Consider the following 26809-nt stretch of genomic DNA (forward strand, 5'->3'; position numbering starts at 1 on the left):
CTCCTGTTAACTGTTGCCACTTACCAGCTTGTTACCGGCTACCGCCAGTTCGTCAGCGGTTTTCATCATGCGGATATTCATTTCAAACTGGCGGCTGATATTCATGGTGTTTACCATCTCTTCCACCGCATTAACATTGGCGCCTTCCAGCGCGCCGGTACGCAGGGTAATAGTTAAATCTGCCGGTAGTTGCTCCTGCTGTTGCGGCCGTAACAGGCCGTCCAGCCCTTTTACCAGAGTATTATCACCAACACTGACCATTTTTAACCGGCCTTCCTGCGCAATAACACCACCGCCTATCGGCAACAAATTAATGGTGCCATCGCTGCTGATGTCGATATCACCAAACTCCGGTAACACTATGTCGCCCTGCTCACCCTGCACCGCATAGCCATTTAGCATTAAACGGCCATCGGCATCTACCTGCAGGTTGCCGGCACGGGTATAGGCTTCATTACCGTTGGCATCGGCTATGGCTAAAAAGCCGCCATCGCTCAGCACAATGTCCAGATCACGGCCGGTTTGCTGCACCGGGCCATTAGCCAGATTGGTAAACACCGGCAGTAACTGTGCCTGATAACGGGTGCGAAAACCGTCACCGGCAATCATCATTGCCTGTGCCTGTTCAATATCTGCTTTAAAACCAGGCGTATTAACGTTGGCCAGATTATTGGCACTAACGCGCAGCGCTGTCTGGTTAAGTTCGGCACCCGATACAGCGGTATAAATTAAGCGTTCCATAGCGGTTTACCTTTAGGTGGCGTTAAACAAAACCTGCATCATCTGATCAGCCGTGCTGATGGTTTTGGCATTCGCCTGATAGTTTTGCTGAAACGCCATTAAATCAACCAACTGCTCACTGATATCCACGTTAGAGCCAACATAGGCACCCGATAACAAAGCACCAAAACTACCGGCATCCGGTGTGCCATACAGGGCTGCACCAGATTCATTGGTGGCATACCAAACGGTTTTATTACCGGTTTGCAGGCCATTGATATTGGCAAAGTTAGCCAGTACTACCTGGCCTTGCAGCTTGGTTTCACCATTGGTAAAAGTGGCAAATACTTCGCCGGTTTCAGCTATTGCTACTCCGGCAAATTCACCAGCGGTAAAGCCGTCAGCATCATTTTTATATATGTTGAAGCCACTACCAAACTGGGTGGTTTTGACAAGATCAATAGTGAAATTCATCACTTCTGCACCAGCGGGCGCATAGGTGAGTTCGACTTTGCGCTGATTATAGGGATCTGTAACGTTGTCGTCTGGCTGAGCAGGCGGAGGCGGGATAGCTGCCGGATTGAACGGTTGTAACTGGCCATTTGCACCAAAAGACATCCTTACAATTGATGCATTAACTGTATTGCCTGCTGAATCTTTTACCGGTTGGATCGGAGCAAGGGCTGGAGGATTTGCTCCCGGTGCAGCTAGCCCTGTTAAAGGTTCGCCATCCACGTAGTACATAACATCCCAGGCATTACCGCCCTGATGGTTAAAGTACTGTGTCAATGTATGACTATTACCCAAGGAATCAAAAATTTCTGTGGATTGTGAATAGCTGTAATGTGAGCCGTCTTTAGGATCAAATATTGCGGGGGCTACCGGATAAGGTGTTACACCAGTAGCCGCACTTAAATTTAATGAGAACTCCATGCTTTCAGTTGCTTCAGCCGGAATATTCGCCGCTTCAATTTTTAAATCGGTTAGCACGCCGGGTACCAGGTTGCCATTGGCATCGATACCATAGCCCTGCAACCGGTTGCCGCTGCTGTTAACAATGTTCTGATCTTTATCCAGATCAAAGCGGCCTGCCTGGGTGTAAGCCATACGGCCGTTTTCAGCTACCACAAAAAAACCTTTACCGGTAATGGCTAAATCCAGCGCTGAACCGGTGTTTACCACACCGCCTTCACGGGTAAAGTTTTCTTTAATATCACTTACGTCTACCCCGCCGCGCTGGCCGCCGTTATACACTGAAGCAAATTCAGCGCTGCCACTTTTAAAACCGGCAGTACCTGAGTTGGCAATGTTATGACTGGTAATTTCCAGTGCTTTTTGCGTGGTTTTCAGCCCACTTAACCCGATATTAAACATAGACATAATACTGATTCCTTAACTGTTGCTGCCAAAGGCCAGCTGATTGGTATCTAACAGAGCGTGGTTACCCAGGCCGTTGACTTGCAAAATAATGTCGTCTTTATTGCTACCGACAGACACCCGCTCAACCTCGCCACTTAATAACGTGGTAAGCGGTTTTGGCTGTCCGTTAATATAGGCATCGGCCTGCACGTAGTAGCCACCGGCTGCTTCTTCATCAAAGGCAAACCGCAAGGTACCGATGCCACTGTATGGCAGCGTTTGCTGTTGCATTAATTTACCTTCAGCGTTATATAGCCGCAGTTCAATGCTGTCGGCTTCAACACCCAGATTAAGCGCACCTTTTACCTGGCCTGCTTGTTCCAGCACTATGGTTTCAGCAGCAACATCAACCTGAGTACCAATTAACGCTGTGGCCTGTAATGCCTGCTGGCTGCTTTGCAGTGCCAGGTTTTTGCCGGAATCTATTTTCAGGCTTTGCAGGCTTTCAACGTTGGCAAACTCGGCCAGCTGGCTGACATATTGGGTGCCGTCCATTGGGTCCAGCGGGTTCTGGTGGCTGATTTGCGCCACCAGTAATTCCAGAAACATGGTGGACAACCCTTCTGCGCCGGCAGTACCGTTTTTTGCTATCGTACTGTCATTAGTCGTATTAGTACCGGCACCCAGGCCGCTGATTGCACTCACGCTATTACTCCTTTACTGGCCAAGCCGCAGCACACTTTGCTGCATACTGGATACCCGGCCCATCACTTCTACCGAAGTTTGATAACTGCGCGACGCAGACATCATGTCAGCCATTTCCTCCAGCACATTAACGTTGGAATAAAATACATAACCGTCTTGATTCGCCAGTGGGTTATTCGGCTCGTAGCGCTGCTCTACCGGCCGACTGGAGGTAGTCACACCCAGCATTTGTACTTCGGCAGACAAACTCTGGCTGTCTGCCGTTTGTTTATATAACGCAGCAAATACCGGCTTTAATGCTCTGAATGCCCCGGCTTCAGTAGCTGAAGCCGTGTCGGCATTGGCTAAATTTGAGGCGATGGTATCCAGGCGCATTACCTGAGCACGCATTGCACTGCCGCTGACGTCATAAATGCTGTTAAATGACATGCTTATTCTCCTTTGATGGCTTTTTGCAGGCCGCTGATTTTCATATTCATGAAGGTAAGGCTGGTTTGAAAATCCATGCTGTTGGCGGCGAAATTAGCCTGCTCAATATTCAGCTCGGCCGTGTTGCCATCGGCAGACACCTGGTACGGCGTGCGGTACAGTAACTGATGCCCGTTTTGTGCTACCTGATACGGCTTGTCCATGCCGTTGCTCATGTTGTAAGCCACATCCTGCATAATTTGCTTGTAGTTGATATCCCGCGCTTTAAAACCGGGCGTATCGACATTGGCCAGATTGCCTGCAATAATTTCAGCTCTGTCCAGGCGTAGCTGTAATGAAAACGGGTGTACACCAAGCGCTTTATCAAACATATTCAGGTTGCTCTCTTTACACAGGTTGCCTTTGCTTACCCTGGGTTTTACAAGCTCTGTGCCACAATTAAAAAGCGATATGTATCAATGAATTGCTATATGAATACGCCAGAATTACCACCCAAAGCGGAAGTAACACTTCCGCAGCGGAAGCTGGCGTTTTTTCCTGCAGCCTGCAGCATAATGGCGCTGTTACTGCTAATCGTCTGGCCAGCGCAGGCTTTGCCCGGGCCTACACCCGAGCAACAGCTTAAACAGCATATTCAACAAGAGCTGCAGCAGTACCTGCGCCAGTTAGGGGTAAAAGCCCGCCAGCAGGAGATCCAGCTTAATTTACCTTCAGCGCTAAGCGACAACCGCTGCGACAAGCTTGATATCAGCCGCCGCCAGCAAACCGAGCCGCCGCTGGGCCGGGTTAGCTATAGTTTAAGTTGCACCTCGCCGCAGCGCTGGCAAAGCCGGGCGGTGGCACAAGTAAAACTATTTTTACCGCTGGTAGTAGCCAGCCGTACGCTGGAGCGCGATGAAGTGCTCACTGCTGATATGCTCAGCCTGCAGGATTTGGATATCAGTAGCATACGCCATGGCCTGGAGTTTGATGCCGCAACCCTGCTGGGCATGACAGTAAAACGCCGTATAAGTGCAGGCAGCCCGGTTAGCCGCCATCTGTTACAGGCGGCTTATCTGGTGCAAAAAGGTGCGCAGATCACTTTGCAGTACCGTGGCGATGGCTTTGCAGTTACCACCAGCGCTATAGCCCTTAGTGATGGCCAGTTGGGCGAGCGGATCAGTGTGCAGAATGTCAGTTCCGGTAAAGTCATTGATGCCATCGTAACCGGAGAAAATAATGCAGAAACCACGCAGAAATAAATTAAAGTTTCACTGGTATCGCGCCGCTTTATTTAAACAGAGCCAAATTGTGGAACATACAGTATGCAAATAGATCCGAAAAACCCGCTACAGGTAAACCCGGTAAACCGGCTGGCACAAGAGCAACACAGTGCAGAGCCAGCCAAAACCCGGGTAGCAGACAAAACTGAAGCTGGCGTCAGTCAGGTAAGTGCCTTTAGCCGTTCACTGGAACAAACCTTTCAGGCTCTGTCAGACAAAGACAGTGTAGATATGGCCAAGGTGCAGCAACTTAAACAAGCTATCGCCAATGGTGAATTACAGCTGGATGAAGACGCGCTGGTTAGCGCTATGCTGGAAATGCACAAACGATGAGCGCCCAGCTGCTGAAACAATTTATCAGCAGCCTGCAACAGGATGTGCAGCGGCTGGATCAGCTGAACCAGTTACTGGAACAACAGTATGAACTGATGAGCCAACGCGACAGCACCCAGCTGCAGCAGTTGAACCAACAGTCACTGCAGTTGATGACAACGCTTGAGCTTAGCCACAACGAACGCGACACGCTGCTGCAACAGTTTGGTTTGCAAAATAACCGCGACGGTATGCGCCAACTGGTAAGCCGCTTACCGGCACCGGTGCAGCACGGTACCCGCCAATTACTGCAGGAGCTGACATTAAAAGCCCGCTTATGCCACGCCCAGAACGAAAAAAGTGGTAAGCTGCTGGCCAGTCAGCGCCAGCTAATGCAGAAACTCACCGGGATGAACAGCCGCACCAGCTATCCCGCTATGCCGCTGTAACCGCGGCCAGCCTTTACCACAGGAAGCCAACAACCATGTTTTCAGCTAGAGCCACGCAGGATAAAACCGGTACTAAACATGCAACATTGCTTTCTGAAGGCTGTGAATTGCAGGGCGACCTGATGCTCAATTGCAATATGCAAATTGACGGCCGTTTGCAAGGCAGCATCCGTAGCGTGCACGCAGTAACCATTAGCCAGCCTGGCCGGGTACAGGGCAAAGTTTACGCCCGCCATCTGATAATAAAAGGCTGTGCCGAAGGCGAATTTTATGCCGAGCAGGTTGAAATTCTGCAATCCGGCATTCTAAGTGGTACTATTTACAGCGACAATCTGAGCATTGAACCAGGCGGCCGCTTTATTGGTGAAGTGCAGGCAGCTGACAGCAGCAGAAAAACCGGCAGCAATAAGTCGGTATTACCACTGCGTGATGCCAGAGGCAAAGTACTGAGTATGACCTCAGCACCACAAGGCGCCAATTAAGGCTACTTATAAACGCTACCGATTAAATATCACCGAGGTTTGGGTGCATTTGTTTGTTTTGTTACCGCTGCTGCTGATCCTGTTGTTGCAATGGCAGTTTGCGCCGCTGGCCTCAGCCATCAGTGCCCAGTTTCCTCACATTGTTGCTGCCATGATATTGCTAACCGCCACGCTGGCCAGCCTGATGCGGCAATGGCACTGGTTATACAGCCTCAGCTTGCTTGGCAGCCACTATTATGTAGTGCAGCAAGCACTACAACGCCCGTTAACCGACCCTGCTACTGCGGCCCTTAGTTTTACCCTACCGCTGCTGTTCACCGTACTGATGCTTTTACTGCAACTGCAGCAAAAACCACAATTACTTACCCCGCGCGGGGTATTACTGCTACTGCTGATGCTACTGCTACCACCACTACTGTTATTGTTACCACTGGCCGATTGGCTGGCATTGTTACCCCTGCCGGCAGCCTTTTTTCAGCCGGTATCAGCACAATTTTTGCTTAGCTGGGGGCAGTTATGGTGGGTGGCGGTTATCGCTGCCTGTTGGTTAGGTTTGCTCAATTTTTACGCTGCCAACAGCCAGCGCTGGGGCCAGTTTGCCGCCTGGCTGGCGGTAATGCTGTTTTATCTGTTGATCCAGCAACCACAGATGTCGGGCTGGATGACACTGGCAGCCAGTTTAAGTTTGCTGCTTAGCCTGGCCAGCCAGATGCTGCAACTGGCTTATATTGACGAGCTTACCCAGTTACCGCAGCGGCGTGCCCTGCTAAACCATTTAAGCCGCCTTGGCCGGCGCAGTGCTGTGACTATGCTGGATGTTGATCACTTTAAAAAATTTAACGACACCTACGGCCACGATGTTGGCGATCAGGTATTAAAACTACTGGGCTCCTTACTTGGCAGCGAACGCGGCCTTAGTGCCTACCGCTACGGCGGCGAAGAGTTTACACTGGTATTCCGTCACAATAATAAAGACACCCTGGCAGAAAAGCTGGAACAGGTGCGCGCTAAAGTTGCAGAATACCCACTGGTGATCCGCCAGCAAACCCGGCCGCAAGACAGTAAGCAAGGCAAGCAACAACGCGGCAATACGCCGGGCAGTAAAACCGTGCATGTTACCATCAGCTTAGGCTGCGCCATTCGCACCCCCGGCGAAACCACAGAACAACTGCTAAAACGTGCTGACGAAGCGCTATACAGCGCCAAAAAAGCCGGCCGTAACAGAGTGGCTTTTGCACGCTAACCAACCAGCAAGCGGCATGAATGCGCCTTTCTGGCTAAGCTTGTTGCAGTTTAGTAGCCTTAGTCAGCTACACGTTATATTACTGCCTTGCTAAACACCTGTTTCGCGCGTGACAAAGGCAGCAATAATAAGCAGGCAAAAAATGCTGACGTTGAGTTTGGGTTCCCAGTAACTCATAAACAAATAGGTAATGGTAAGCCACCCTAAACCTGCAGCAAGCGAAAGCAGTAGTATTGGCGTTTCACTCAATGTATTAATACTTCGCCACGCTAACAGCAATCCAAGTACTCCGAACACAGTCTGCCCGAGAGCAAACGCAGAATGAAGGCCATAGTATAAGGTTGTCTCAATGCCTGGAGCATGCTTCCCTCTTAGGTGTTGAGAGATAACATCGACACAGAAATGCAGAATGCCGGTAAGAGTAAGCCAGCCATAGGCCGTATAGATGATGTATTTGTGCATGTTAGTCTACTTTTAAATTAGTGTGCCAGTTGTATACAAAGCTGCAGATTTATCAGAATTGCTCATCGGAAAACGCCACTCCGGTTAACTGTTCTGATACCATCCACAAACTTGATGCAATTTCTGTTTCATGTGCTTGCGGAGGAATTTTGGCTAATGCCGGATAACCCCGGGTTTCACTCAGTTTATCCGGGCCATAGTACATTCCCGCCTGAGCTTGCGGCGACGTTGCGGCAAAGAGTATTGGCAACGCGCCTTGTGCTGCAGGCTGGAACAGGAACCAAAGAATACGGCGGGCAATACCAGCAACGCTGCGGGAACCCGAGCCATTAGGAATAAGTGCTGTACGTGAAATACCAGGATGAGCAGCAATACTTTTAATACCCCACCCAGCTATATCACTGCGACGTTGCAGCTCCAATGAAAACATTAAGCATGCAAGTTTTGACTGTGCATAGGCTGTCATTGGCTTGTATTGGTGTTCGGACTGCAAATCATCAAGGTGAATTGTGCCGTTTCGGGCAGCAATACTTGATAAGTTGATAACCCGGGCGTCATTACCTTTAACAAGCATAGGCAATAGTTTAGCTGTTAATGCAAAGTGGCCTAAATAATTAGTGCCCAATTGCAACTCAAAATCGTCGACAGTTTCCAGCCGCTTTGGCGGGGCCATTACAGCAGCATTATTAATCAACAAATCAATACTGCCCCATTCACGTTGTAACCGTTTGCTAAACGCGCTAATAGACGAAAGATCTGCAATATCTAACACTTCAAAGCACACCTTTGCAGAAGGATAGATTTGCCGGATATGATTAACCGCTATTAATCCCTTATCAGGGTTTCTGCTGGCAATAATGACATTAGCGCCCGCCGAAGCTAAGGCCAATGCACATTGAAAGCCAAGCCCACCGGCTCCGGTAACAATGGCTGTTCTGCCTTGTTGAGACGGGATCTCTGCTGTTGTCCAGGTAACCATAGTTTTGCCTTATATGAGAAAGAAAGATAAACTTCTGCCAATAAATTTTGTACTTGGCACTAAAAATTGCACCAAGTGCAAAAAATAATGCACCCAGTGCAATTATGTGTTGAGTTTTAGCTAATGTCAAACCCTGATCGTTTTCCAGATACTGGTACTACCTCTGCTGAAGGTTTGCGGGAGCGTAAGCGTCGTGATACACGCCAGCGTATAGCCGAGGTAGGGCAACGTTTATTCCTCGTTAACGGCTATGAAGATACAACTCTGGATGCTATCGCAGCGGAGGCCGGTATATCGCGGCGTACTTTTTTTTCTTACTTTAAGTCAAAAGACGACATCATATTATTTTGGCAACAGGTTGATTCAGAAAAACTTATTGACGATCTGCTAAACACATCACCGGATGTATCGCCACTTGATGCAGTGCGTGATGTCATGATTAAACATATTGCCCGCTATACCACTGAGCAAATGATTGCAGTTGACAACCTTATGCGATCGAGTGCATCACTTCTTGCACGTAAACAAGCATATTACGCAGAACAAGAGCAGGTACTCTTCAGTGCACTATGTGAGGTTTGGCGCCAACCAGAGCGCCGCGCAGAACTTAGAATGGTTGCAATGGTATCCATTGGCATTATGAGGCTCTCGCTTCAGGCCTGGAGAGAGCAGGCTGAACCGCGAAAACCTGTAGCTACATTTTTAAGCGATGCGTTTAATAGCCTGAAGATTAATCTTTAAATTTTGTTTATCGCTCGTGGCGAACGAACATAATGCGGCAACTATAATTCTTTCATCACTTGCTGTATGCGACCACCATGAAACTCACAGCAAAACACCCGATCACACAAAATCTTCACATCGCCTTAAAATAATAATTGACTTATTTCTGGCCTGAATATAGAAATAGCACAAATCTTAAACAGTCTAACCTACCCCTTAATCAAGGATGATTTTCATGCATAAATCCTATTTGCAGCCTTCAGTAATGCTGAAGTGGCTGATGTTTGTTGGTGCCTTCGGTTTACTCAGCGCCTGTGGTGGTGGCAGTGGTGGCGACAATAACACCGGCACTGCGGTTACTGACACTACGCCGGATAGTTTTAGCTTTGCAGCTCAAGCTAATACGCCATTAAACCAGTGGGTTACGGCTCAAGCCATTACCGTAAGCGGCATTAACAGCGCTACTGCTGTCAGTATCACTAATGGCGAATTCGCTATTAATGGCGGTACTTTTACCAGCAGTAACGGCTCGGTAACTAACGGTAATACTGTGGTTGTGCGCCATATGGCATCAGCACAAAATGCTACAACTACAAACACCATCTTAACGATAGGCGGCGTCAGCGCCACTTTTAGCAGTACTACTGTGCCTGCAGACACCGGCAGTGCTGCGGCGTTAGTAAATATCACCTTTCCGCTGGGGAAAGCAAAAACCAGTAGCAATACTATAAGAGTTACCGGCACAGCAAACAGCGCACAGCCATTAGCCAATCTGAGCGTTAATGGCACACCTGCGACTTTTGCAGCTCTAAGTGCATCCATACCCGGTAAAGTATCTGCAGCGCTGTCGCCGCCAGATTATGCAGTTAACTGGTATGCCGATGTCCCGCTGACAGCCAACGCAGATAACACCTTAACGGTGGCAGTAACAGATAACGCAGGCAACAGTAATAATGAAGCGGCTACCGTGCAGGTTAGCCGTAAGTTTGCTCCTTCAACCTTTAGCTACGATGCACAGACAAACCGTTTATATGCCACAGTAGAAAACAATGAACTGGTCAGCATTGATCTGCAAAGCTATGAATATCATGCGCTAAGCAACCTACAATCGGCATATAATCTGGTATTTGCTCAGGATACCGGCAAGGTATTTTATGTCACTGCAGTGAATAGCAATATAACCCTGTACAGTACTGATACTGAAACGGGTATTGTTAACCAGGTACATACTTTTAATGTTGCGTTGCAAAATGGTCAGTTTACTAATCTGACGGATATCGTTTATGCCAGCGCTACACAAACGATTTATTTTATGCTGACCTATCCTTCCAGTGATCGTGCGCTACATTCGTATGAACTGTACGGCTTTAACCTTAGTTCTGGTAGTTTATCGCTAGTCTCAAGCGATGCGGTGGGTAATGGCCCCCGGCTGGAGAGCAATAAATTACTATCAGTAAACAATATGTTATATGGATTTAACTGGGAACGGGACGGCCTGATTAGTATCGACCCTGCCACAGGCAACCGCAGCTTATTAGTTGAAGGCATAGCGGGCTACAATATGGCTCTGGCTAAAGGTGAAACGGATAATATTATCTACACCGCCGGTTTTGCGGGCGTATTCCGGATTGATCTGACAACACAGCAAATAACCAATATTTCGCCGGAGGCAGAGCAAGACATCTATGTTACCGAGCAAATACAAAGCCTGGCACTGGATGCTCAGGGTAGCCGCTTATTGCTTAGCGACTCTACAGCCGGCTTAGTACTGGCGGTTGATTTAAACACGGGTGAACGCAGCAAGGTGCTAAGTTCCGGCGTAGGTGATGGCCGTTACCTGCTGATGCCTCAGTTTATCGCTACCGATACCACTACAGATACCGTGTATCTGCTGGATGCCAATACCAATGCCAACCAGGCACTGCTGGAGGTAAACCTTAGCACGGCCAATCGCAGTTTTGTTACCGACAGCAGTGCCCTGCCTGATGATATTGCTGCAGATTTATTGCTAGACAAAGCCCGTAACCGCTTAATTGCTATTTACAATAATCAGATAGTGGCTGTCGATTTAACCAGCGGTGCTGTAAGTACACTAAAAACCAATAGCGGAGCTGCAGGCATAGCGGTACAAAGCTTTAACGGCGGCGTAATTGACAGCGTAAATAACAAGCTGTTGATAAGCGCCTTTCATGCAGATAATACATTGATAGAGTTAGACTTAATCACCAACCAGCATCAGTTACTGTCAATGACACCTGCTAGTACCAATACTCCTGTAAGCGGTATTATTGATATCACACTGAACAGCAGTGCCGACAAGGTATATTTACTAAGCCAATCGCAGGGCGCAATTTATCAGTTTGATCGCAACAGCGGCGTGGCACAGGTAATTGTTAGCGCATGTAACAATGCAACCAATATGAATATGTTGGATCTGAATTACGCAACTCCGCTTAATATCATTTATAACCCGAACGCCGACAGCTTGCTTGTTACAGCAAGCTCAGTGCTGGAAGTCAACCTGGCCGACAACAGTTGTGTGGCTTACGGCAACAATGGCGACAGCTATATTGATGTAAGCCTGACCAGCGATAACCAATTACTGGCAACCCAACAGAATAAACTACTGCATTATGACCGTATCAATAACCAGAGCGTAGTGATCTCACGCTAAACGTTTTTTCACTGCCATATAAACAAATCCCGCCACGGCGGGATTTGTTTTTCTACTACCCACACGTCCACATTAGGTTAGGCCGGAACCGGGAAAATATGGTAAAATTGCAACCGTATTAAGCAGATAACAGGGTTAAGAGACAACAAAATGGCAAGACGTACCAAGGCCGAAGCCGAAAGCACCCGGGCAGCAATTTTAGATGCTGCAGAAGTGTTATTTTTTCAGCACGGTGTATCGCGTACGACGTTGGAAAAAATCGCCGTAGCCGCTAATGTAACCCGCGGCGCTATTTACTGGCACTTTCAGAACAAGGCTGATTTATTCAATGCCATGCTGGAACGGGTACGGTTGCCATTTCAAACCCTGTTAACTGAAATAGATAATAACCCCACTGCCAACCCTTTTGAGCAAATCCGCAATTTAATGATTAATGGCTTGCAGCTTATTGCCTCCAGTGCCCAGCATCACAGGGTACTGACCATTGTGTTTCACCGCTGTGAATATATTGATGAGTTAAACCCGGCGGTAAATAAGCAGGATGAACTGGATGAGCAAACCATTGCGATACTGCAACGGGCTTTTGAGCGCGCAGCCCAGGCAGATTTACTGCGTGATGGTATCTGCCCCTATCTGGCGGCTACAGCTTTGCATATGTACATGGGCGGTATTATCAGTAATTTTCTGCTTAAACCGCAACAATGCGACTTACATCAGCATGCCGGCGCGCTGGTAGATGCCATGCTGCAGGGCCTGAAAAAACCATAAAAAAAACCGGCAGTTCAGCGTGGGACCAAAAAGCCGGTAAAGGTACAAACTTAGCAGGGCAGCAACGCAGCCCTGTGTTAATTTAAGACTGCCTCACAACTTCAGCGTTACCTTGTCCGGTATCATCTTGCTGCGTGGTTTTGGCTTTTGTTGCAAACACACGCATTATTACCAGATAAAACACCGGCACCAGAAACACCGCCAGCACAGTGGCCGAAATCATGCCGCCCAGTACACCGGTACCGATGGCATTACGGCTGGCCGACCCTGCGCCACTGCTGATAACCAAGGGTAGTACGCCTAATGAAAACGCCATTGACGTCATAATGATGGGCCTTAAGCGTAAGCGCACAGCTTCTAATATGGCATCTACCAGTGCTTTACCCTGATGTTGCAGTTCGCGGGCAAATTCAACGATTAAAATGGCGTTTTTCGATGCCAACCCCATGGTGGTCAGTAAGCCCACCTGAAAGTACACATCGTTACCCAGGCCTCGCATATAAGCGGCTGTCAGCGCACCGACAATACCAAGCGGTACTACCAGTATTACTGCAAAAGGTACGCTCCAGCTTTCATAAAGTGCAGCTAAGCACAAAAACACCACCAGAATAGACAGCGCATATAAAGCCGGCGCCTGCGAGCCAGACAGCTTTTCCTGATACGAGGTGGCTGTCCATTCAAAACCAATACCGTCCGGTAACTGGCCAATTAAGCGCTCCATTGTTGCCATAGCATCACCCGAGCTGGAGCCCGGTGCCGGCTCACCCTGAATTTCCATGGCCGACACGCCGTTGTAGCGCTCTAACCGTTGCGGGCCATATGCCCAATCACTGCTGGCGAAAGAGGCAAAGCTAACCATCTCACCGCTGCTGTTACGCACATGCCAGCGTTTAATATCTTCCGGTGTCATGCGAAACTCAGGCTCGGCCTGCACATACACTTTTTTCACCCGGCCACGGTCAACAAAGTCGTTAACGTAGGTAGAACCCCAGCCAATAGACAAGGTTTGGTTAATATCGCTAAGCGACACGCCAAGTGCCTGCGCCTTTAACTGATCGACAGAGATTTGTAACTGCGGCGCGTCTTCCATACCGTTTGGCCGTACACCTACCAGGTTTTGTTGCTGTGCCGCCATACCCAGTAATTGGTTACGCGCATTTAATAACGCCTGATGCCCCATCCCGCCGCGGTCTTGTAAAAACAGCGAGAAACCGGTTGCCCGGCCCAGCTCAGCAATAGGCGGCAGGTTGAAAGCAAAAATCTGCGCTTCTTTTACCGTACCAAAAAAGCCCCAGGCGCGGCCGATAACCGCCTGTACGCTATCTTCCGGGCCACGATCCCCCCAGTCAGCCAACCGCACAAACGCCAGGCCCATATTCTGGCCCCGCCCGGCAAAACTGAAACCCGATACCGTAAACACCGACTTTACCGCAGCCTCAGTACCATAGTGTTCAGCCACTTTATCCATAATGGCTTCGGTACGCTCCTGGCTGGCGCCGGTAGGCAGTTGGATCATGGTTAAAAACACGCCCTGATCTTCTTCCGGTAAAAACGACGTAGGCAAACGCATAAACATCAGCGCCATAACAGCAACAATAGCGCCATACACCAGCATCGACCGCTTCGGCCGGGCCAGCATTCCTGCTACACCGCGCTGATAATTACGGTTGGTGCTGTCAAAACCACGATTAAACCAGCCGAAAAAACCGCCTTTGGCGTGATGATCGCCCTTAATCGGCTTTAACATAGTGGCACAAAGCGCCGGGGTGAAAATTAACGCCACCAGCACCGACAACGCCATGGCAGTAACAATGGTAATAGAAAACTGCTTATAGATGGCTCCGGTTGCGCCGCCGAAAAATGCCATCGGCACAAATACTGCTGATAACACCAGGCCAATACCTACCAGCGCACCGGTGATCTGGCCCATAGATTTACGCGTGGCTTCCACCGGGCCCAGGCCTTCTTCGCTCATTACCCGTTCAACGTTTTCTACCACCACAATAGCATCGTCTACCAGCAGGCCGATGGCCAGCACCATACCAAACATGGTTAGGGTATTAATGGTAAAACCAAAGGCCGACATCACACCAAAGGTACCCAGCAATACTACCGGTACTGCCAGGGTAGGAATTAACGTAGCGCGGAAGTTCTGTAAAAACAGATACATGACGAAAAACACCAGAATGATAGCTTCAATCAGGGTTTGCACTACCGAGCTGATAGATACTTCCACAAAAGGTGTGGTGTCATAAGGGATCACCGTGGATAAACCGGCCGGGAAGTAAGGTTCCAGCTCAGCCAGTTTGGCTTTTACCGCACTGGCGGTATCCAGTGCGTTAGCGCCGGTGGCCAGTTCAATAGCCAAACCTGTGGCCATTTTGCCGTTATAACGGGCAATAACAGAGTAATCTTCGCCGCCCAGCTCAATGCGGGCCACATCAGACAGCTTTACCGTTGAACCATCGGCATTAACTTTAAGCAAGATCCGGCCAAACTCTTCGGCCGAGGTCAGCCGGGTTTGCGCCAGAATAGCCGCATTAAACTGCTGGCCCGGTAACGCAGGCGCGCCGCCAAGCTGCCCGGCAGTAACCTGATTATTTTGTACCTGAATAGCCGAGGTTACATCGGCCGGTGTCAGCTGATACTGGTTTAGTTTATCAGCATCCAGCCATACCCGCATAGCATACTGGCTGCCAAACACCTGCACATTACCTACGCCCTGAGTACGGCTTAACGGGTCTCTTACGTTGGCAACCACAAAGTCGGATATATCATCGCGCGCCATGCTGCCATCTTCGGAGATAAACCCCACTACCATCAAAAAGCCGCCGTTAGACTTGGCTACCCTTACGCCGTTTTGCTGCACTTCCTGCGGTAATAACGGTAACGCCTGTTGCAGTTTGTTTTGCACCTGCACCTGGGCAATATCCGGGTCGGTACCGGTTTCAAAGGTCAGGGTCAGGCTAACATTACCGGATGAATCGGTATTGGCCGACATATACATCAGGTTGTCCAGGCCGTTCATTGCCTGCTCAATAACCTGGGTTACCGCATCTTCAGCTGTTTGCGCCGCAGCACCGCGGTAAGAGGCGCTGATACTGATAGCTGGAGGTGCTACACGCGGATATTGTTCTACCGGCAGTTGTTTAATAGACAACAACCCGGCCAACATTATTACTATTGCAATTACCCAGGCAAAAATTGGCCTGTTAATAAAGAAATTTGCCATCTGCTACTCCTGAGTTTACTGCGCAGCAGTATTAGCGGCGTCATTTTTAGCAGCAGCTTGCGCTGTAACCACTTTAACCGTGGCGCCCGGCTGCACTTTTTGCAGGCCCGCCACTATCACTTTGTCACCGGCTTTAAGGCCCGACAGCACCTGCCAGCTTTGCGCAACGGTACGGCCGGTTTCAATCACCCGGGCTTCCACTTTATTTTCACCGGTTACCAGCATTACTGACGCCTGGCCTTTAGGTGTACGGCTAACGGCAGCCTGTGGCACTAACAGGGCATTATCATCGGTACCGTGGTGTAAGCGGGCCCGCACAAACATACCCGGCAGCAAGTCGCCACTTTCATTCGGAAACACCGCCCGCAGCGTTACCATGCCGGTGCTGGGGTCAACATTTACCTCAGAAAACTGCAGGCTGCCTTTGTGTGCATACTCGCTGCCATCATCCAGCAATAAATCCACACTGACTTTCTCAGTACCGTCGCCCTGGTGTTGCCGCTTTAACCGCAGCAGCTCACTGCTGGACTGGGTTAAATCAACATAAATCGGATCCAGCTGGCGAATAGTAGCCATTACCTGAGTTTGGTTTGCGGTTAACAGTGCACCTTCAGTCACGGCAGAGCGGCCAATCTGGCCGCTAATCGGGGCGGTAATATTGGTGTAGTCCAGGTTAATTTGTGCTGTTTGCAGTGCTGCTTCGCTGCTGGCTACCGCCGCATCAGCCTGCATCAATGCAGCCTGGGCATCATCAAAATCTTGTTGGCTTACCGCTTTGCCACCCAGCAAGCCTTTAAAACGGTCGGCTTTCAGCCTGGCATTGTGTTGCACCGCTTTACTGCTGGTAAGGTTAGCTTTGGCATTGGCCAGTGCTGCCTGGTAAGGCGCGGCATCAATTTTATATAGCACCTGGCCTGCTTCAACCAGTTGGCCTTCGGTAAATAAACGCTGTTTTAAAATACCATTTACCTGCGGGCGGATTTCAGCCTGGCGGTAATCTGTAGTACGGCCCGGTAACTCAGTTGTTAGCGCCACAGATGACTGGCTCAGTGTTACAACTTCAACTTCCGGTGTAGCCGCCCCCTGTGCCCCGGCTTGTTCCGGCTCGCTACAGGCTACCAATAATACGGCCAGCACTGACGCACTTAACAGCTTCATATTTACACGCATACAAACTCCTGTGAGACACTGCCCTAATAAGCTGTGCACAGCTCAGGCAGAATAAGACTGGCAATATACATACAGGGCTGTATGTAATCAAGCCTGAAATAATTGCTGCGCGACCAACAGCGTAAAAACGCTGACCAACAGCAAGAATGTTCAGAGTAAGGTCCAGTATAGTCTCGTCAGAGCAAAGCAGCGGCGCCGGGCAGGTCCAGCTCCGGCTCTGCCAGGCCCCCGCATTACACATTTATTGCTGTGTAAAAACTTCAGTGTCGTCCTGAGTATCCCCGCCCGATGGCCCGGTATCCGACAGCCGGCTGGCCAACCAATATTGAATAGTGACATTAGCTAGTACTGCTGTGGTTTCAGCATATGCTGGCTGTGGGTAAGGTTTCTGATCTAACGCCCGCACCATATAAGACGAAGCAAAAAACACACAAGCCCCCAGGCCAACTGCAGCTAAGGCATTTTTATAATCATCGTTGTCGCGGGTAACAAAAAATAACATCAACATGGCACAGCAGGCAGCCATGTAAACTGCGACGTAATTAAAAACATTATTACCAACAACAACACCAAGGGTATAAATGCTCAGATACACCAGCACCGGTGCAACCAGCATAAATGTAGATTTCATATACCTGTACATGCTGTAAGCTCCTGTCGTTAAGTGTTAGTTGTCATGTTCAACCGTGTTCAACATTACGCCAGCAAAAAACAAACCAACCATATAATATTGTTTTTATTGAATTACTTTAAAAACACCTTGGCTTGCTTCTGTAGTATTTACAAAAAGTACTGGAATTTTTTCCCGCTACCGCCGTTGCTAATGGTTAAAACAGCACAGAAGGGCCAACCGCCATCCTCCTTAACGTTATTCAGAAGTTAAGCCGTAAGCCAAAGCAGTGATGAGGTTGGTGAGATGGGGTAAAACACAAACTACGGCTGATAGTTGCGCCAATCAGCTAACCGCTCATGCCGGTAATACAAGAGGTTACTTTACTGACGTTAAGTGCTTACGTTTATGCGCTTTATCAATAGCGATGTCTTCGGCGATAGTTTTTTCCGGCATTACATCTTCCCAACTACGCGGACCGGCAATAAGGCCGCTACCAACATCGGCCAGATCCTCAGGGATTTCAGCAGTAAATAGTTCGTCAGACCATTTTTGTGCTTTGGCCAATAGCCAGGCTTCAAATTCTGCTGTGCCGTGTTTTGGTCTGTCCGCGCCAAACAGTCTTTCAGAGCGTGCTTTTGCCCGCTCCAGCATCCACTGTTCAAATTCGGGTGAATCGGGTGAAGGTCTTTTCATTTTTATTACTGATAGCGCTGTTTGTATTGTGTAATTAATAATTCAATCTGCGCGGTTACTTCATCGCGGGACGGCTTTGCGCCAGTTGCAAGCTGCTCATCAAACCAATCAAGTATTTCGCGGTTAACTAAATAAGACTCGTCGTGGCAATAAGCCTGCTGATTTATCCATATCTGCCCCGAAAACGCAGCGGTGCGGCTTAACTTATCGCAGTAGATAAACCCTTTGGCTGGTAAATATTCACCCAGAAAAACCCCCACAGCAAAACGCGATGCCAAAACCAATAGCAAACAAGGCAACGCAGCTTTTAATAGCTTGTCCAAATTCAGCTGCGGCAATACTGGCAATCCCCTGCCAAGCAAAATATAGCTGAGCATCAGCAGCACAGGCACCAGCCATAATGCAGCTAAGGCGAATGGCATGACATCGATATAAAAAGCTTGTGCTGCAGGTTGCCAAAGTGTTTTGAAAGTAATCCAGGCTTCATTAACAATTAGAAAACATGCAAGCAGCAGTACTACGCTGTAAACAAGAGCCAATCCTTTTTGAAAAAATGATAGCTTAGAATTATCAGCAATCATTAATATCGCTCCAGTCTCGGGATGGCGAAGAAACGATGCAAAAACCCCATCATGTCTTCTGAATATTGATTGCTAAGTTTATCTGCAGCATGACGGGAATTATTTAGAGAGCGCTCTAGCTTGGCTGACTCTTGTTTCAAAAGCGTCGCTAAAGTCTCGCCGAGCATGATGTTTTTATCCAAAATACCAAATGCTAGAGCCAACCCAACACCAACAAGCACAACCAGCGCTAATGGCCCGATAGTAAAAGTTGCAACGCCACCAACTACAATTGATACTGCTGAATACGCTATCGCCGAGGCCGCCCCGGCATAAATCACATCAGCGGCAACGCCACCGACAAAGTCATGCCAAGTTTTTTGATCCTTTAACAACTGGTCAACCGCATGAAATCCTACGGACAACACTATCGATAATACAAAGCCCCCCTTAATAGCTTTAGCCGCATCCATTTTGCCAATACCCATAGAAACCACTTTAGGGTGGCTAGCCAGGTAACGGGTGCCGGTTAGGTGCTGTCGCAGCGATGGGTAGCCTTTAATAATCACGTAAGTACGGCCATGATAATTTTTAATCTGATACTTGGTCAGTATATTGCCGCTTTTACTTAAATCCTTTGTCAGCACAGCCAGAGCGGCACCATCAACAAAACTGGGGGCAAATGAAATAAGACTTTTCAGCCCCTCACTTCTGCGTTGCCACAGCGCTGTTAAGCCCGAATGCTCTTGGCTAAGATTTTCCAGCCAGAACAATATCTGCTGTTCATTTAAACCTTGTTGCAGTTTTATATTTACCGCCAGCTCAAAAAATTCAGCTTCATTCATAACAAACATCGTATGTGAATTGGCGGCTAATGCCTTGGTCAACGCTTCTCTTTGCTGGTTTTGCTGCGCCTGCTGGCGGATCTGGTTAGTACGCTGAATATCGTGCAGTGTTTTCATAAGCGGATCTCATCCTTGAAAACCAGAAACATAACACAATTTACAATTTGAAAACAAATAAAATGGCGATTATGTAGCTTTTAAATAATCAGCAACACAGGTAGTATCAAGGCGTTTGTAGCGAAATCGCGGCCAGATAAATGTCATCTGAAACAATAGATTATTACAACCAGAATGCAGCTGATTTTGTTTTAGCAACCGATCAGATTGATATGACTGCGCTGTATGCCGAGTTTCTGCCTTTGGTTAAGCCTGGTGGCCATATTCTCGATGCTGGCTGCGGCAGTGGCCGTGACGCCAGCTATTTTAAACAGCAAGGTTTTACCGTAAGCGCTTTTGATGCCAGTACAGAAATGGCACACATTGCCAGTGAGCGCTTACAACAAACTGTTATGGTGCGTACCTTTGAACAGTTGGATCAAGCAGAAACCTATGATGGCATTTGGTGTTGCGCCAGCCTGCTGCATGTTGCCAACCGAACCTTGCCTGATGTTTCCACCCGTTTACAACGTGCGCTTAAACCGGGGGCAGTACTGTATGTGTCGTTTAAATACGGTGACACAGAGCGTGAGGTAAATGGCAGACGTTTTACCGATATGAACGAGCAAACATTAACAGCGCTGGTCGCTGATATAGCAGGGCTAACACTTAAAAAAACCTGGCTTACGTGCGATCAGCGGCCAGAGCGTAATAACGAAAAATGGCTTAATGCCTTACTGACAAAGGATGCGGTTTAGTTATGGCAGGTATGCAGCAGCAACTTGATTTTATTGCTTATATCCAGCGCATGCTAAATGAGGGCGACTTTAGCGCCACCTATAAGTTTGCCCTGTTGCATGCTATTGCCGATGTCTGCGTAGAACACCCGCTGCAACAACCTGATAGTGAACTGGTGATCACGCTGGATGATCTGGTAGATAAATTTATTCTGCTGTACTGGCATCATGCAGTGCCGTTTGCCAGCGGCAGTAACGGAGATGCTGCGCTGCTAAAGCAAAACACCGGTAAACAATCGAAAGTAATCAGCGTTTTGTATCAGTGTCAGCAAAATGATATCCGCAATATCCGCCAGTTAAAGCAAAGCCGGTATTGGAAAGAAATTTACCGCGCTACGCTGGCAACGCTAAAAGATGGCCCGTTATGGCGCCTGCAAATTTTGTCCAAACAGGCGGAGTGCTTTTTATATCCGCACACTGATAACAGCAAATTTATTAAGCTGAACACTGGCATCGCCTATTCATTCCGCCGCTTTTACGATCTGGTAGTGTATCTGGCAAAAAATGCCTGGCTGCAAAAAATTCAGAGCATTAAAGACAATCAACAACTGATAGGCCCGCAAAGCCAGTTGCAGCAGTTTTTATTTGGCGTTGACCGCAATGCGTTAAATAAAGCGCGCCCGGTATTAATTGAGATTCAGCGAGGCCTGTGTTTTTACTGCAATAAACCACTGAATAATAACAGCGCCGATATTGATCACTTTATTCCCTTCGCCCGCTACTCTACCGATTTAGGTCATAACTTTGTGGCCACTCACAGCACCTGCAATAACAGCAAACGCGATCATTTAGCGGCGCAGCTGCATCGGGACAACTGGCAAGAACAAAACCTGGTACTTAACGAGCAACTGCTAAGCAAAGAGCTGGGAGCTTATTTTTATTGCGATGCGGTAAAGTCACGCGCAGTAAGTGATTGGGCTTACGGCGTTGCTCAAGCTAATGGTGCTAAATTATGGTTAAGTAAAGATGAGTTTGTTTATGCTGGCACCACACAGCCGGCTGTAACCCGGTTCACAACAAACACCGTCAACGCAGCCAATGATGAAACAACTTCGTTTGCAGGCACGGCTTTGCCACAGCTGCGTTACTTTCCCAACATCAAAATCGCCTGCGGCCACTTTAAAACCGGTGATGCCAGTGACGTTGAATATGTTGATGCCCCCGCCAGCTTTGGCAACCTGAACCCGGCTAAACACTTTTTAGCCCGCGCCAGCGGCAACTCAATGAACGGCGGTAAAAACCCGATATTAAACGGCCAACTACTATTGCTTGAGCTGATTAGCCCAACCAGCGCAGGTTCACTGCAAAACAGTACCGTTGCTATAGAACGCCAGGATCAAAGTGGTGATAACCAATACCTGCTGCGTGATGTGAAAAAAATCGCCGACGGGCAATATCTGCTAATGGCTAAAAACCCCGAATATCCGCCACTGGCAGCCGATGAAACCATGCGAACCTTCGCCAGACTAAGAGGCATAGTTGAATAAGCCCGGCACAAAACCCCGATTTGGTTATAATGCTTAGCTTTGGACGCTGCTATGGCTAACGATTCCCACTACCACCTGCTTGTACCCACCCGTAGCAACCACTTTAACACCTGCTTTTATTGCGGCTGTATTGCCGCTACGCATGACTATGCGCCGCCGTTGCAGTATCTGCAGTTTTACCTGGCTACGCGCGAGGCCAGTGAGTTTTTAAAAATTCCGGTTTGTAATGAATGCCATGAGCTGGTTAAACCCTGCAAGGCTGGCACTTTGGATGAGCGGCACAAATTTGCCAAAACCAAACTGGCTAAAAAGTATGCCAAGGCACTGAGCATTTACGAGATGTGGACGACGGAAGAGTTAGCGGCGTTAGATTTTAGCCTGCGCCACAGTATTGAAGCTGGCTTAAAACTGGGTGCGGAAACCACCGAGCGGCTTAACTTTTTTGGCTTTGATTATGAAGCCGGTGGTATTAGCCAGCAAGTACAAGATAGCGCCCCGCTGGTGTTTGATGTGTTTGGCGAGTGCTTTGCCAGCTTCCGTGAAGCGCTGGATTTTGCCAGCAAGGCTTATCGCATACCGAAAAATGCGTTAAAAGAAGCCTTTGCTGATAATGGCAATAGCTTTGAACAGGCAATACAGGCGATACACCAGCAAGTGGCGGAGAAAGAATTTAACCAGCAGCTAAAACAGCAATGCGCTGCCTTTGCCAAACAGCATAAACAAGCAGTGATTTTTGTGCATAAACAGGTAGAGCGTTACCTGAGTGAAAACGCCGATATGACGATAACCGAAGCGCTGCAGCATTTATATGACACCAGAGTAAAGCCGGCAGCAGCCAGGCGTTAAATTTAACTTAAGCCATAGTTGTGCCTGGTTGGCTTAAGACTGATGAGCAAACTTGACAAAGTTTGCCATAACAGCACAATTAGCTTAACTGCAGTAACAGAGACAAACCAATGGCAACCATGAACGTATCACTACCCGATGGTATGAAGCAATGGGTAGAACAACAAGCTGAAACCGGACGTTACAGCAATGCCAGCGACTACGTGCGGGACCTTATTCGGCGAGATCAGGAACGGGCAGCCAAAGTAGCCCACCTGCAGCAGTTAGTTGATGAAGGCATTAATAGTGGCCGGGGTAATCGCACTATTGCGCAGCTGGAAGCAGCGGCTATGGCGAAACTGGCGCAATAACGCATGGCTTATATTCTTAGCAACAAAGCTGAAGAAGATATAATTGCTATTTTTGTTGCCGGTGCAGAACAGTTTGGCCTGGCTCAGGCGCAGCGTTACCACCAGCAATTAACCACTACTTTTGAGTTTTTGTCTGACAACCCGCAGGCTGCGCCTGTGCGCGAAGAACTTATCCCACCTGTGCGGCTGCATCCTGTCGGTTCACACCTGGTTATTTACCAACTTGAAGATGACAACAGTATTTTTATTATTCGCGTGAGGCACGCGCATGAGGATTGGTTAAACAATAGCTAGTGGCTTTACCACAAAAGCTCTGGCGCCTAAATCAAGTGCCAGCGCGCGCAGTTCGCTTTGCTGCGTTACCGGCGCATAGGCAAAGCAGGTTACCTGCAAGCCTGCCTCACTGGCAGTGTGAATAAACTGGCATACATCACTAAAGCCCAGTTGTATTGGCTTAACCGCTTGCTGATAGGCCGGCGGGTTGCTGGCCGGCAGGTATATTTCCAGCTTTTCTACTTCCAGCTCCATTAGCTGCTGGCATAATGCCGCGGCCTCATTTGGTGGCACCAAACCATAAGTTACCAATGTAACCGGCACACCATGGCGTTTGGTTTTAAAAGCCGGTAAAAATGCGGCCAGCAGTTCCAGCTGCAACAGCGGATCGCCGATACCGGCAATAGCCAGGCCTTGCAGCTCGAACTCGGTAGAGGCCTGCTGCTCGTAACCGGCCTGATAGGCTTGCTCTGCGGCGTCCAGCAACTGCTGTGCAGTAGGCTCTGCCGCCAGTTGCGCCGGCAGTTGGCTATTACCCTCCAGTTGCAACAAGGATTGGGCGGCCGCTAACCGGCTGCCGCTTTGCAGCGTTAAACGCTGCTGCTCAAAATAATGGTAAGCGGATGATGACATTGCGATACTCCACAAAAAGCCTGAGCAGAAAGTAACACAAGCCGGTTTGGCTGTCTTGTTACGGCCGTAATGATCTTTTGCACAAAATATTGACGCAGAGCAGGTTTTAGCCTGATAAAACTGCCGCCGTGCCGGCAAAACAGACTAATATAAATAAGAATATGCTAATTTATGAGGTGAGTTATGCAAGCTAATGTAGGTGGTATAGATAAAGGCATACGCATTATTGCCGGTATGACATTAATGCTGCTGGCCGCAACCGGCTACATAGGTATATGGGGCTGGCTGGGTATAGTGCCACTGCTGACCGGGTTGTTTAACTTCTGCCCGCTGTATAGCCTGCTGGGAATTAAAACCGGTAAAATTAACCGCACTTAAGTACAACGGCGCCCAGAGGCGCCGTGATATTTAAGCTTAACGTGCGCCGGGTTCGGCGAATTTAGTCATCCAGTCTTTAACCTGGTTATACCAATAAATGGAGTTATTCGGTTTTAAGATCCAGTGGTTTTCATCCGGGAAATAAATCATCCGCGATTCCACGCCACGGCTTTGCAGCGTGCGGAACAACTCGAAGCCCTGACCTACCGGTACGCGGTAATCCAACTGGCCGTGGATCACTAAGGTTGGCGTGTTAAATTTATCGGCATGGTAGTGCGGCGAGATGTTTTTATAGATGTCTGGGTTTTCCCAGTAGCCACCAAAACGGGTGGAATGCACGGCAAAGTCGGCCGCCATTTGCGAGTACATATTGTATACCGCGGCATGAATAAGCAGCGCTTTAAACGGGTGTTCGGTACCCAGCAACACTGAGGTTAAATAACCGCCGTAGCTGGCCCCACCGGCCACCATACGGTCGGTGTCAATCCAGCTTTGGTTTTCAAACCATTTGGTTGCTGCCTGAATATCGGCTAACGGCTTGGTGCGCCAGTCGGGGTTTATCGCATCGGCAAAATCCTGGCCAAAACCGCTTGAACCATGAAAATTCGGCCAGGCAGTAACATAACCCCAGGAGGCAAAAGTTTGCGCATTCCAGCGGTAGCTGAAGCTGTCACCAATGGCATTATGCGGCCCGCCATGAATAAGCAAAAACAGCGGGTATTTTTTGCTTTTATCAAAGCCTGCCGGGTAATGCACCCACATCTGAATATCTTTACCGTCGGCACCTTTATAGGTTACCGACTCATAAGTACCCAGTTTGGTGTTGCCCAGAATATCGTCGTTAAAGCTGTCAAGCCGGGTGGTTTTGCCGTTACGGGCATCTACCGTTACCAGCCGCGCCGGGTACATAAAGCTGTCGTTGGTAGCAACCAGAGTATTACCGCCCGCTAACACCGGCTGGCCAAAGCTGGTGGCCTGGGTAATGGCGCGGGTTTTACCGCTTTTGGCATCAATATGGTACAGGCGCTGGGTGGCGGCATCATCGATACTGCTATAAAAGCCACGGCTGTCGGCTGTCCAGACAAAATTACTGACCGAGCGGTCCCAGTTGCGTGCTAACTCACGGCTGGTTTTTTTTGCCAGATCATAAATCGTTAATTTGGCGGTATCGGCATAAAAACCGTGAATACGCTGCCGGGTAAAAGCCAGGCTTTTGCCATCAGGGCTGAAACTGGGGTTAGCATCCGGCGCCTGGTTATCGCTCGTCAGATTCTCTGCGCTGTCGCCGCCAATACGCGCCAGGAAAATATCAATTTTGGCATCTACCTGGTTGTCCCAGCCGTTGGCAGTAAAGGCAATGTACTGCTCTTTGCTGTCAACATCGTAGCTGGATGCACTCTGGCTGGCTCGCGGCAGTTCATAACCCAGTGGCTGGGTAACGGCCTGCACTTCACCGCCGCTGGCGGCAATACGGAAGACATGCGCCTGGCGGTTTTTCATCTATCCAGTGATCAAACTGCGAGTAAGGCAGCGCATTCCACTGCCGGGCCGACATTTTTTTATCTTTGTCGGCTTTTAGCTGTTCGGCCATGTCGTCCCAGCTTTTATCCGGCCAGATACGGCTGATAAAATACAAATGCTTGCCTGCCCACTTAATACCATATACGCCGGTGGGAACCTGGGTTAAACGCTGTGCTTCACCCGGCTTGTCCATTGCCAGCAGGTAAATCTGCCCGGCGTCATCTTTGTCGCGCTGGCTGATAAAGGCTAAGGTTTTGCCGTCAGGCGAAAAGGTGGCTTCGCTGGCACGCAGGCCTTCGGCGGTAAGCGGTGTTTGCTGCTTGCCATCGGCACTGAACAGCCATAAGCGGGTATGTGCTTTGTCGGCTTTAACGTCATATTGGGTAACCGGCGCCACAATATAGCGGCCATCGGCTGATGCTACCGGCGAACCTATGCGCTGCAGTTGCCACAACCGTTCTACGCTAAGACTGCTGTCGTCCTGTGCAAAAACCATAAATGGCAGCAGGCACAACACCAGTAAAAGGTGCAGTTTTCTCATCGGTGAAACTCCCTGGTTGTTATTAGAATGATACCGGGGAGGATACTAGCACAAGGTACTGTGCTGTCATTACTACGTCAGACGAATGGCTAAATTAAGGCTGCTATTTACTGTGGTTTGACTAAAACCGGCTAAAACCGGGGCGGTGAGATGATACTTTTCAGCAAGTTCCGCCGTCAGATCCCTGCGACTCTGATTCTAATCAGC

General features: G+C 48.9%; 30 protein-coding genes. 14 read left to right on the forward strand and 16 right to left on the reverse strand.

Going from position 1 to position 26809, the window contains the following annotated elements:
• Positions 1 to 6: 6 nt before the first annotated feature.
• Genes J3B89_RS04005 through flgB form a run of 5 tightly spaced genes read right to left on the reverse strand, consistent with a single transcriptional unit; the run spans position 7 to position 3584 of the window.
• Positions 7 to 741: a flagellar basal body rod protein FlgF gene (locus J3B89_RS04005; RefSeq protein ID WP_215396198.1), complete on the reverse strand. Its 735-nt coding sequence runs from the start codon at positions 739 to 741 to the stop codon at positions 7 to 9.
• Positions 742 to 753: 12 nt separating this feature from the next.
• Positions 754 to 2100, reverse strand: a complete 1347-nt coding sequence (locus J3B89_RS04010) for a flagellar hook-basal body complex protein (RefSeq protein ID WP_215396199.1) — start codon at positions 2098 to 2100, stop codon at positions 754 to 756.
• Between the two features lie 12 nt (positions 2101 to 2112).
• Positions 2113 to 2784: a flagellar hook assembly protein FlgD gene (locus J3B89_RS04015; protein WP_215396200.1), complete on the reverse strand. Its 672-nt coding sequence runs from the start codon at positions 2782 to 2784 to the stop codon at positions 2113 to 2115.
• A 12-nt stretch (positions 2785 to 2796) separates the two neighbouring features.
• Complete coding sequence (gene flgC / locus J3B89_RS04020; protein WP_068227603.1) at positions 2797 to 3213, reverse strand: flagellar basal body rod protein FlgC; 417 nt, start codon at positions 3211 to 3213, stop codon at positions 2797 to 2799.
• A gap of 2 nt (positions 3214 to 3215) precedes the next feature.
• Positions 3216 to 3584, reverse strand: coding sequence for a flagellar basal body rod protein FlgB (flgB, locus tag J3B89_RS04025; protein WP_285895588.1), 369 nt, complete (start codon positions 3582 to 3584; stop codon positions 3216 to 3218).
• A gap of 99 nt (positions 3585 to 3683) precedes the next feature.
• On the opposite strand from flgB, the gene flgA reads away from it, so the two are divergent.
• From flgA to J3B89_RS04050, 5 genes are all read left to right on the forward strand, one after another.
• The gene (flgA, locus tag J3B89_RS04030; RefSeq protein ID WP_215396201.1) at positions 3684 to 4454 is read left to right on the forward strand and encodes a flagellar basal body P-ring formation chaperone FlgA; all 771 of its coding nucleotides are present in this window, start codon (positions 3684 to 3686) and stop codon (positions 4452 to 4454) included.
• A gap of 63 nt (positions 4455 to 4517) precedes the next feature.
• Complete coding sequence (gene flgM, locus J3B89_RS04035) at positions 4518 to 4808, forward strand: flagellar biosynthesis anti-sigma factor FlgM (protein WP_215396202.1); 291 nt, start codon at positions 4518 to 4520, stop codon at positions 4806 to 4808.
• On the forward strand, positions 4805 to 5236 hold the full coding sequence (flgN, locus tag J3B89_RS04040; RefSeq protein WP_215396203.1) for a flagellar export chaperone FlgN: 432 nt from the start codon (positions 4805 to 4807) through the stop codon (positions 5234 to 5236). Before flgM ends, flgN begins: the two co-directional genes overlap by 4 nt.
• 35 nt (positions 5237 to 5271) lie before the next feature.
• Positions 5272 to 5718 (forward strand): bactofilin family protein, encoded by a 447-nt coding sequence (locus J3B89_RS04045; protein WP_215396204.1) that lies wholly within the window; start codon positions 5272 to 5274, stop codon positions 5716 to 5718.
• A 43-nt stretch (positions 5719 to 5761) separates the two neighbouring features.
• Entirely contained in the window at positions 5762 to 6961 is a 1200-nt protein-coding gene (locus tag J3B89_RS04050; protein ID WP_215396205.1) for a GGDEF domain-containing protein, read from the forward strand.
• A 90-nt stretch (positions 6962 to 7051) separates the two neighbouring features.
• Here J3B89_RS04050 and J3B89_RS04055 read toward each other — a convergent pair whose 3' ends face one another.
• Together J3B89_RS04055 and J3B89_RS04060 are read right to left on the reverse strand one after the other, a co-directional pair.
• Positions 7052 to 7423, reverse strand: a complete 372-nt coding sequence (locus J3B89_RS04055; protein ID WP_215396206.1) for a hypothetical protein — start codon at positions 7421 to 7423, stop codon at positions 7052 to 7054.
• A 52-nt stretch (positions 7424 to 7475) separates the two neighbouring features.
• Positions 7476 to 8402, reverse strand: a complete 927-nt coding sequence (locus J3B89_RS04060) for an SDR family oxidoreductase (RefSeq protein WP_215396207.1) — start codon at positions 8400 to 8402, stop codon at positions 7476 to 7478.
• Between the two features lie 123 nt (positions 8403 to 8525).
• On the opposite strand from J3B89_RS04060, the gene J3B89_RS04065 reads away from it, so the two are divergent.
• From J3B89_RS04065 to J3B89_RS04075, 3 genes are all read left to right on the forward strand, one after another.
• Entirely contained in the window at positions 8526 to 9143 is a 618-nt protein-coding gene (locus J3B89_RS04065; protein ID WP_215396208.1) for a TetR/AcrR family transcriptional regulator, read from the forward strand.
• Between the two features lie 217 nt (positions 9144 to 9360).
• Complete coding sequence (locus J3B89_RS04070) at positions 9361 to 11799, forward strand: hypothetical protein (RefSeq protein WP_215396209.1); 2439 nt, start codon at positions 9361 to 9363, stop codon at positions 11797 to 11799.
• 150 nt (positions 11800 to 11949) lie between these two features.
• On the forward strand, positions 11950 to 12567 hold the full coding sequence (locus J3B89_RS04075; RefSeq protein ID WP_215396210.1) for a TetR family transcriptional regulator: 618 nt from the start codon (positions 11950 to 11952) through the stop codon (positions 12565 to 12567).
• A gap of 82 nt (positions 12568 to 12649) precedes the next feature.
• Here J3B89_RS04075 and J3B89_RS04080 read toward each other — a convergent pair whose 3' ends face one another.
• The 6 genes from J3B89_RS04080 to J3B89_RS04105 all read right to left on the reverse strand — a co-directional run bounded on the left by J3B89_RS04080 (position 12650) and on the right by J3B89_RS04105 (position 19797).
• On the reverse strand, positions 12650 to 15799 hold the full coding sequence (locus J3B89_RS04080; RefSeq protein WP_215396211.1) for an efflux RND transporter permease subunit: 3150 nt from the start codon (positions 15797 to 15799) through the stop codon (positions 12650 to 12652).
• A gap of 15 nt (positions 15800 to 15814) precedes the next feature.
• Complete coding sequence (locus tag J3B89_RS04085; protein ID WP_215396212.1) at positions 15815 to 16969, reverse strand: efflux RND transporter periplasmic adaptor subunit; 1155 nt, start codon at positions 16967 to 16969, stop codon at positions 15815 to 15817.
• A 241-nt stretch (positions 16970 to 17210) separates the two neighbouring features.
• Positions 17211 to 17612 (reverse strand): hypothetical protein, encoded by a 402-nt coding sequence (locus tag J3B89_RS04090; RefSeq protein WP_215396213.1) that lies wholly within the window; start codon positions 17610 to 17612, stop codon positions 17211 to 17213.
• 345 nt (positions 17613 to 17957) lie between these two features.
• Positions 17958 to 18275 carry a hypothetical protein gene (locus J3B89_RS04095; RefSeq protein WP_251372187.1) on the reverse strand — a complete coding sequence of 106 codons (318 nt, stop codon included), beginning with the start codon at positions 18273 to 18275 and terminating at the stop codon, positions 17958 to 17960.
• Between the two features lie 5 nt (positions 18276 to 18280).
• A complete protein-coding gene (locus J3B89_RS04100; RefSeq protein WP_215396214.1) occupies positions 18281 to 18856 on the reverse strand; it encodes a hypothetical protein in 576 nt (191 codons plus the stop codon).
• Positions 18856 to 19797, reverse strand: coding sequence for a hypothetical protein (locus J3B89_RS04105; protein WP_215396215.1), 942 nt, complete (start codon positions 19795 to 19797; stop codon positions 18856 to 18858). The genes J3B89_RS04100 and J3B89_RS04105 overlap by 1 nt, the downstream gene beginning before the upstream one ends.
• 140 nt (positions 19798 to 19937) lie before the next feature.
• Between J3B89_RS04105 and J3B89_RS04110 the strand changes: the two genes are divergently transcribed.
• The 5 genes from J3B89_RS04110 (at position 19938) to J3B89_RS04130 (ending at position 23550) form a co-directional block, all read left to right on the forward strand.
• Positions 19938 to 20534, forward strand: coding sequence for a class I SAM-dependent methyltransferase (locus tag J3B89_RS04110; protein ID WP_215396216.1), 597 nt, complete (start codon positions 19938 to 19940; stop codon positions 20532 to 20534).
• Positions 20535 to 20536: 2 nt separating this feature from the next.
• Entirely contained in the window at positions 20537 to 22060 is a 1524-nt protein-coding gene (locus J3B89_RS04115; RefSeq protein WP_251372188.1) for a DUF8808 domain-containing protein, read from the forward strand.
• A gap of 51 nt (positions 22061 to 22111) precedes the next feature.
• A complete protein-coding gene (locus J3B89_RS04120; protein ID WP_215396217.1) occupies positions 22112 to 22906 on the forward strand; it encodes a hypothetical protein in 795 nt (264 codons plus the stop codon).
• Between the two features lie 110 nt (positions 22907 to 23016).
• Positions 23017 to 23256 (forward strand): type II toxin-antitoxin system ParD family antitoxin, encoded by a 240-nt coding sequence (locus J3B89_RS04125; protein ID WP_215396218.1) that lies wholly within the window; start codon positions 23017 to 23019, stop codon positions 23254 to 23256.
• A gap of 3 nt (positions 23257 to 23259) precedes the next feature.
• Positions 23260 to 23550, forward strand: coding sequence for a type II toxin-antitoxin system RelE/ParE family toxin (locus J3B89_RS04130; protein ID WP_215396219.1), 291 nt, complete (start codon positions 23260 to 23262; stop codon positions 23548 to 23550).
• On the opposite strand, the gene J3B89_RS04135 is transcribed toward J3B89_RS04130, so the two are convergent.
• On the reverse strand, positions 23536 to 24162 hold the full coding sequence (locus J3B89_RS04135; protein WP_215396220.1) for a hydrolase TatD: 627 nt from the start codon (positions 24160 to 24162) through the stop codon (positions 23536 to 23538). The two genes, J3B89_RS04130 and J3B89_RS04135, sit on opposite strands and share 15 nt — an antisense overlap.
• 183 nt (positions 24163 to 24345) lie before the next feature.
• On the opposite strand from J3B89_RS04135, the gene J3B89_RS04140 reads away from it, so the two are divergent.
• Positions 24346 to 24540, forward strand: a complete 195-nt coding sequence (locus J3B89_RS04140) for a YgaP family membrane protein (protein ID WP_215396221.1) — start codon at positions 24346 to 24348, stop codon at positions 24538 to 24540.
• Positions 24541 to 24576: 36 nt separating this feature from the next.
• On the opposite strand, the gene J3B89_RS04145 is transcribed toward J3B89_RS04140, so the two are convergent.
• Both J3B89_RS04145 and J3B89_RS21175 read right to left on the reverse strand, forming a co-directional pair.
• Positions 24577 to 26040, reverse strand: coding sequence for a S9 family peptidase (locus J3B89_RS04145; protein ID WP_251372189.1), 1464 nt, complete (start codon positions 26038 to 26040; stop codon positions 24577 to 24579).
• Positions 25991 to 26602, reverse strand: coding sequence for a TolB family protein (locus J3B89_RS21175; RefSeq protein WP_251372190.1), 612 nt, complete (start codon positions 26600 to 26602; stop codon positions 25991 to 25993). Before J3B89_RS21175 ends, J3B89_RS04145 begins: the two co-directional genes overlap by 50 nt.
• Between the last annotated feature and the right edge of the window lie 207 nt (positions 26603 to 26809).

The sequence above is a fragment of the Rheinheimera oceanensis genome, assembly GCF_018831085.1.
GTDB classification, from domain to species: domain Bacteria; phylum Pseudomonadota; class Gammaproteobacteria; order Enterobacterales; family Alteromonadaceae; genus Alishewanella; species Alishewanella oceanensis.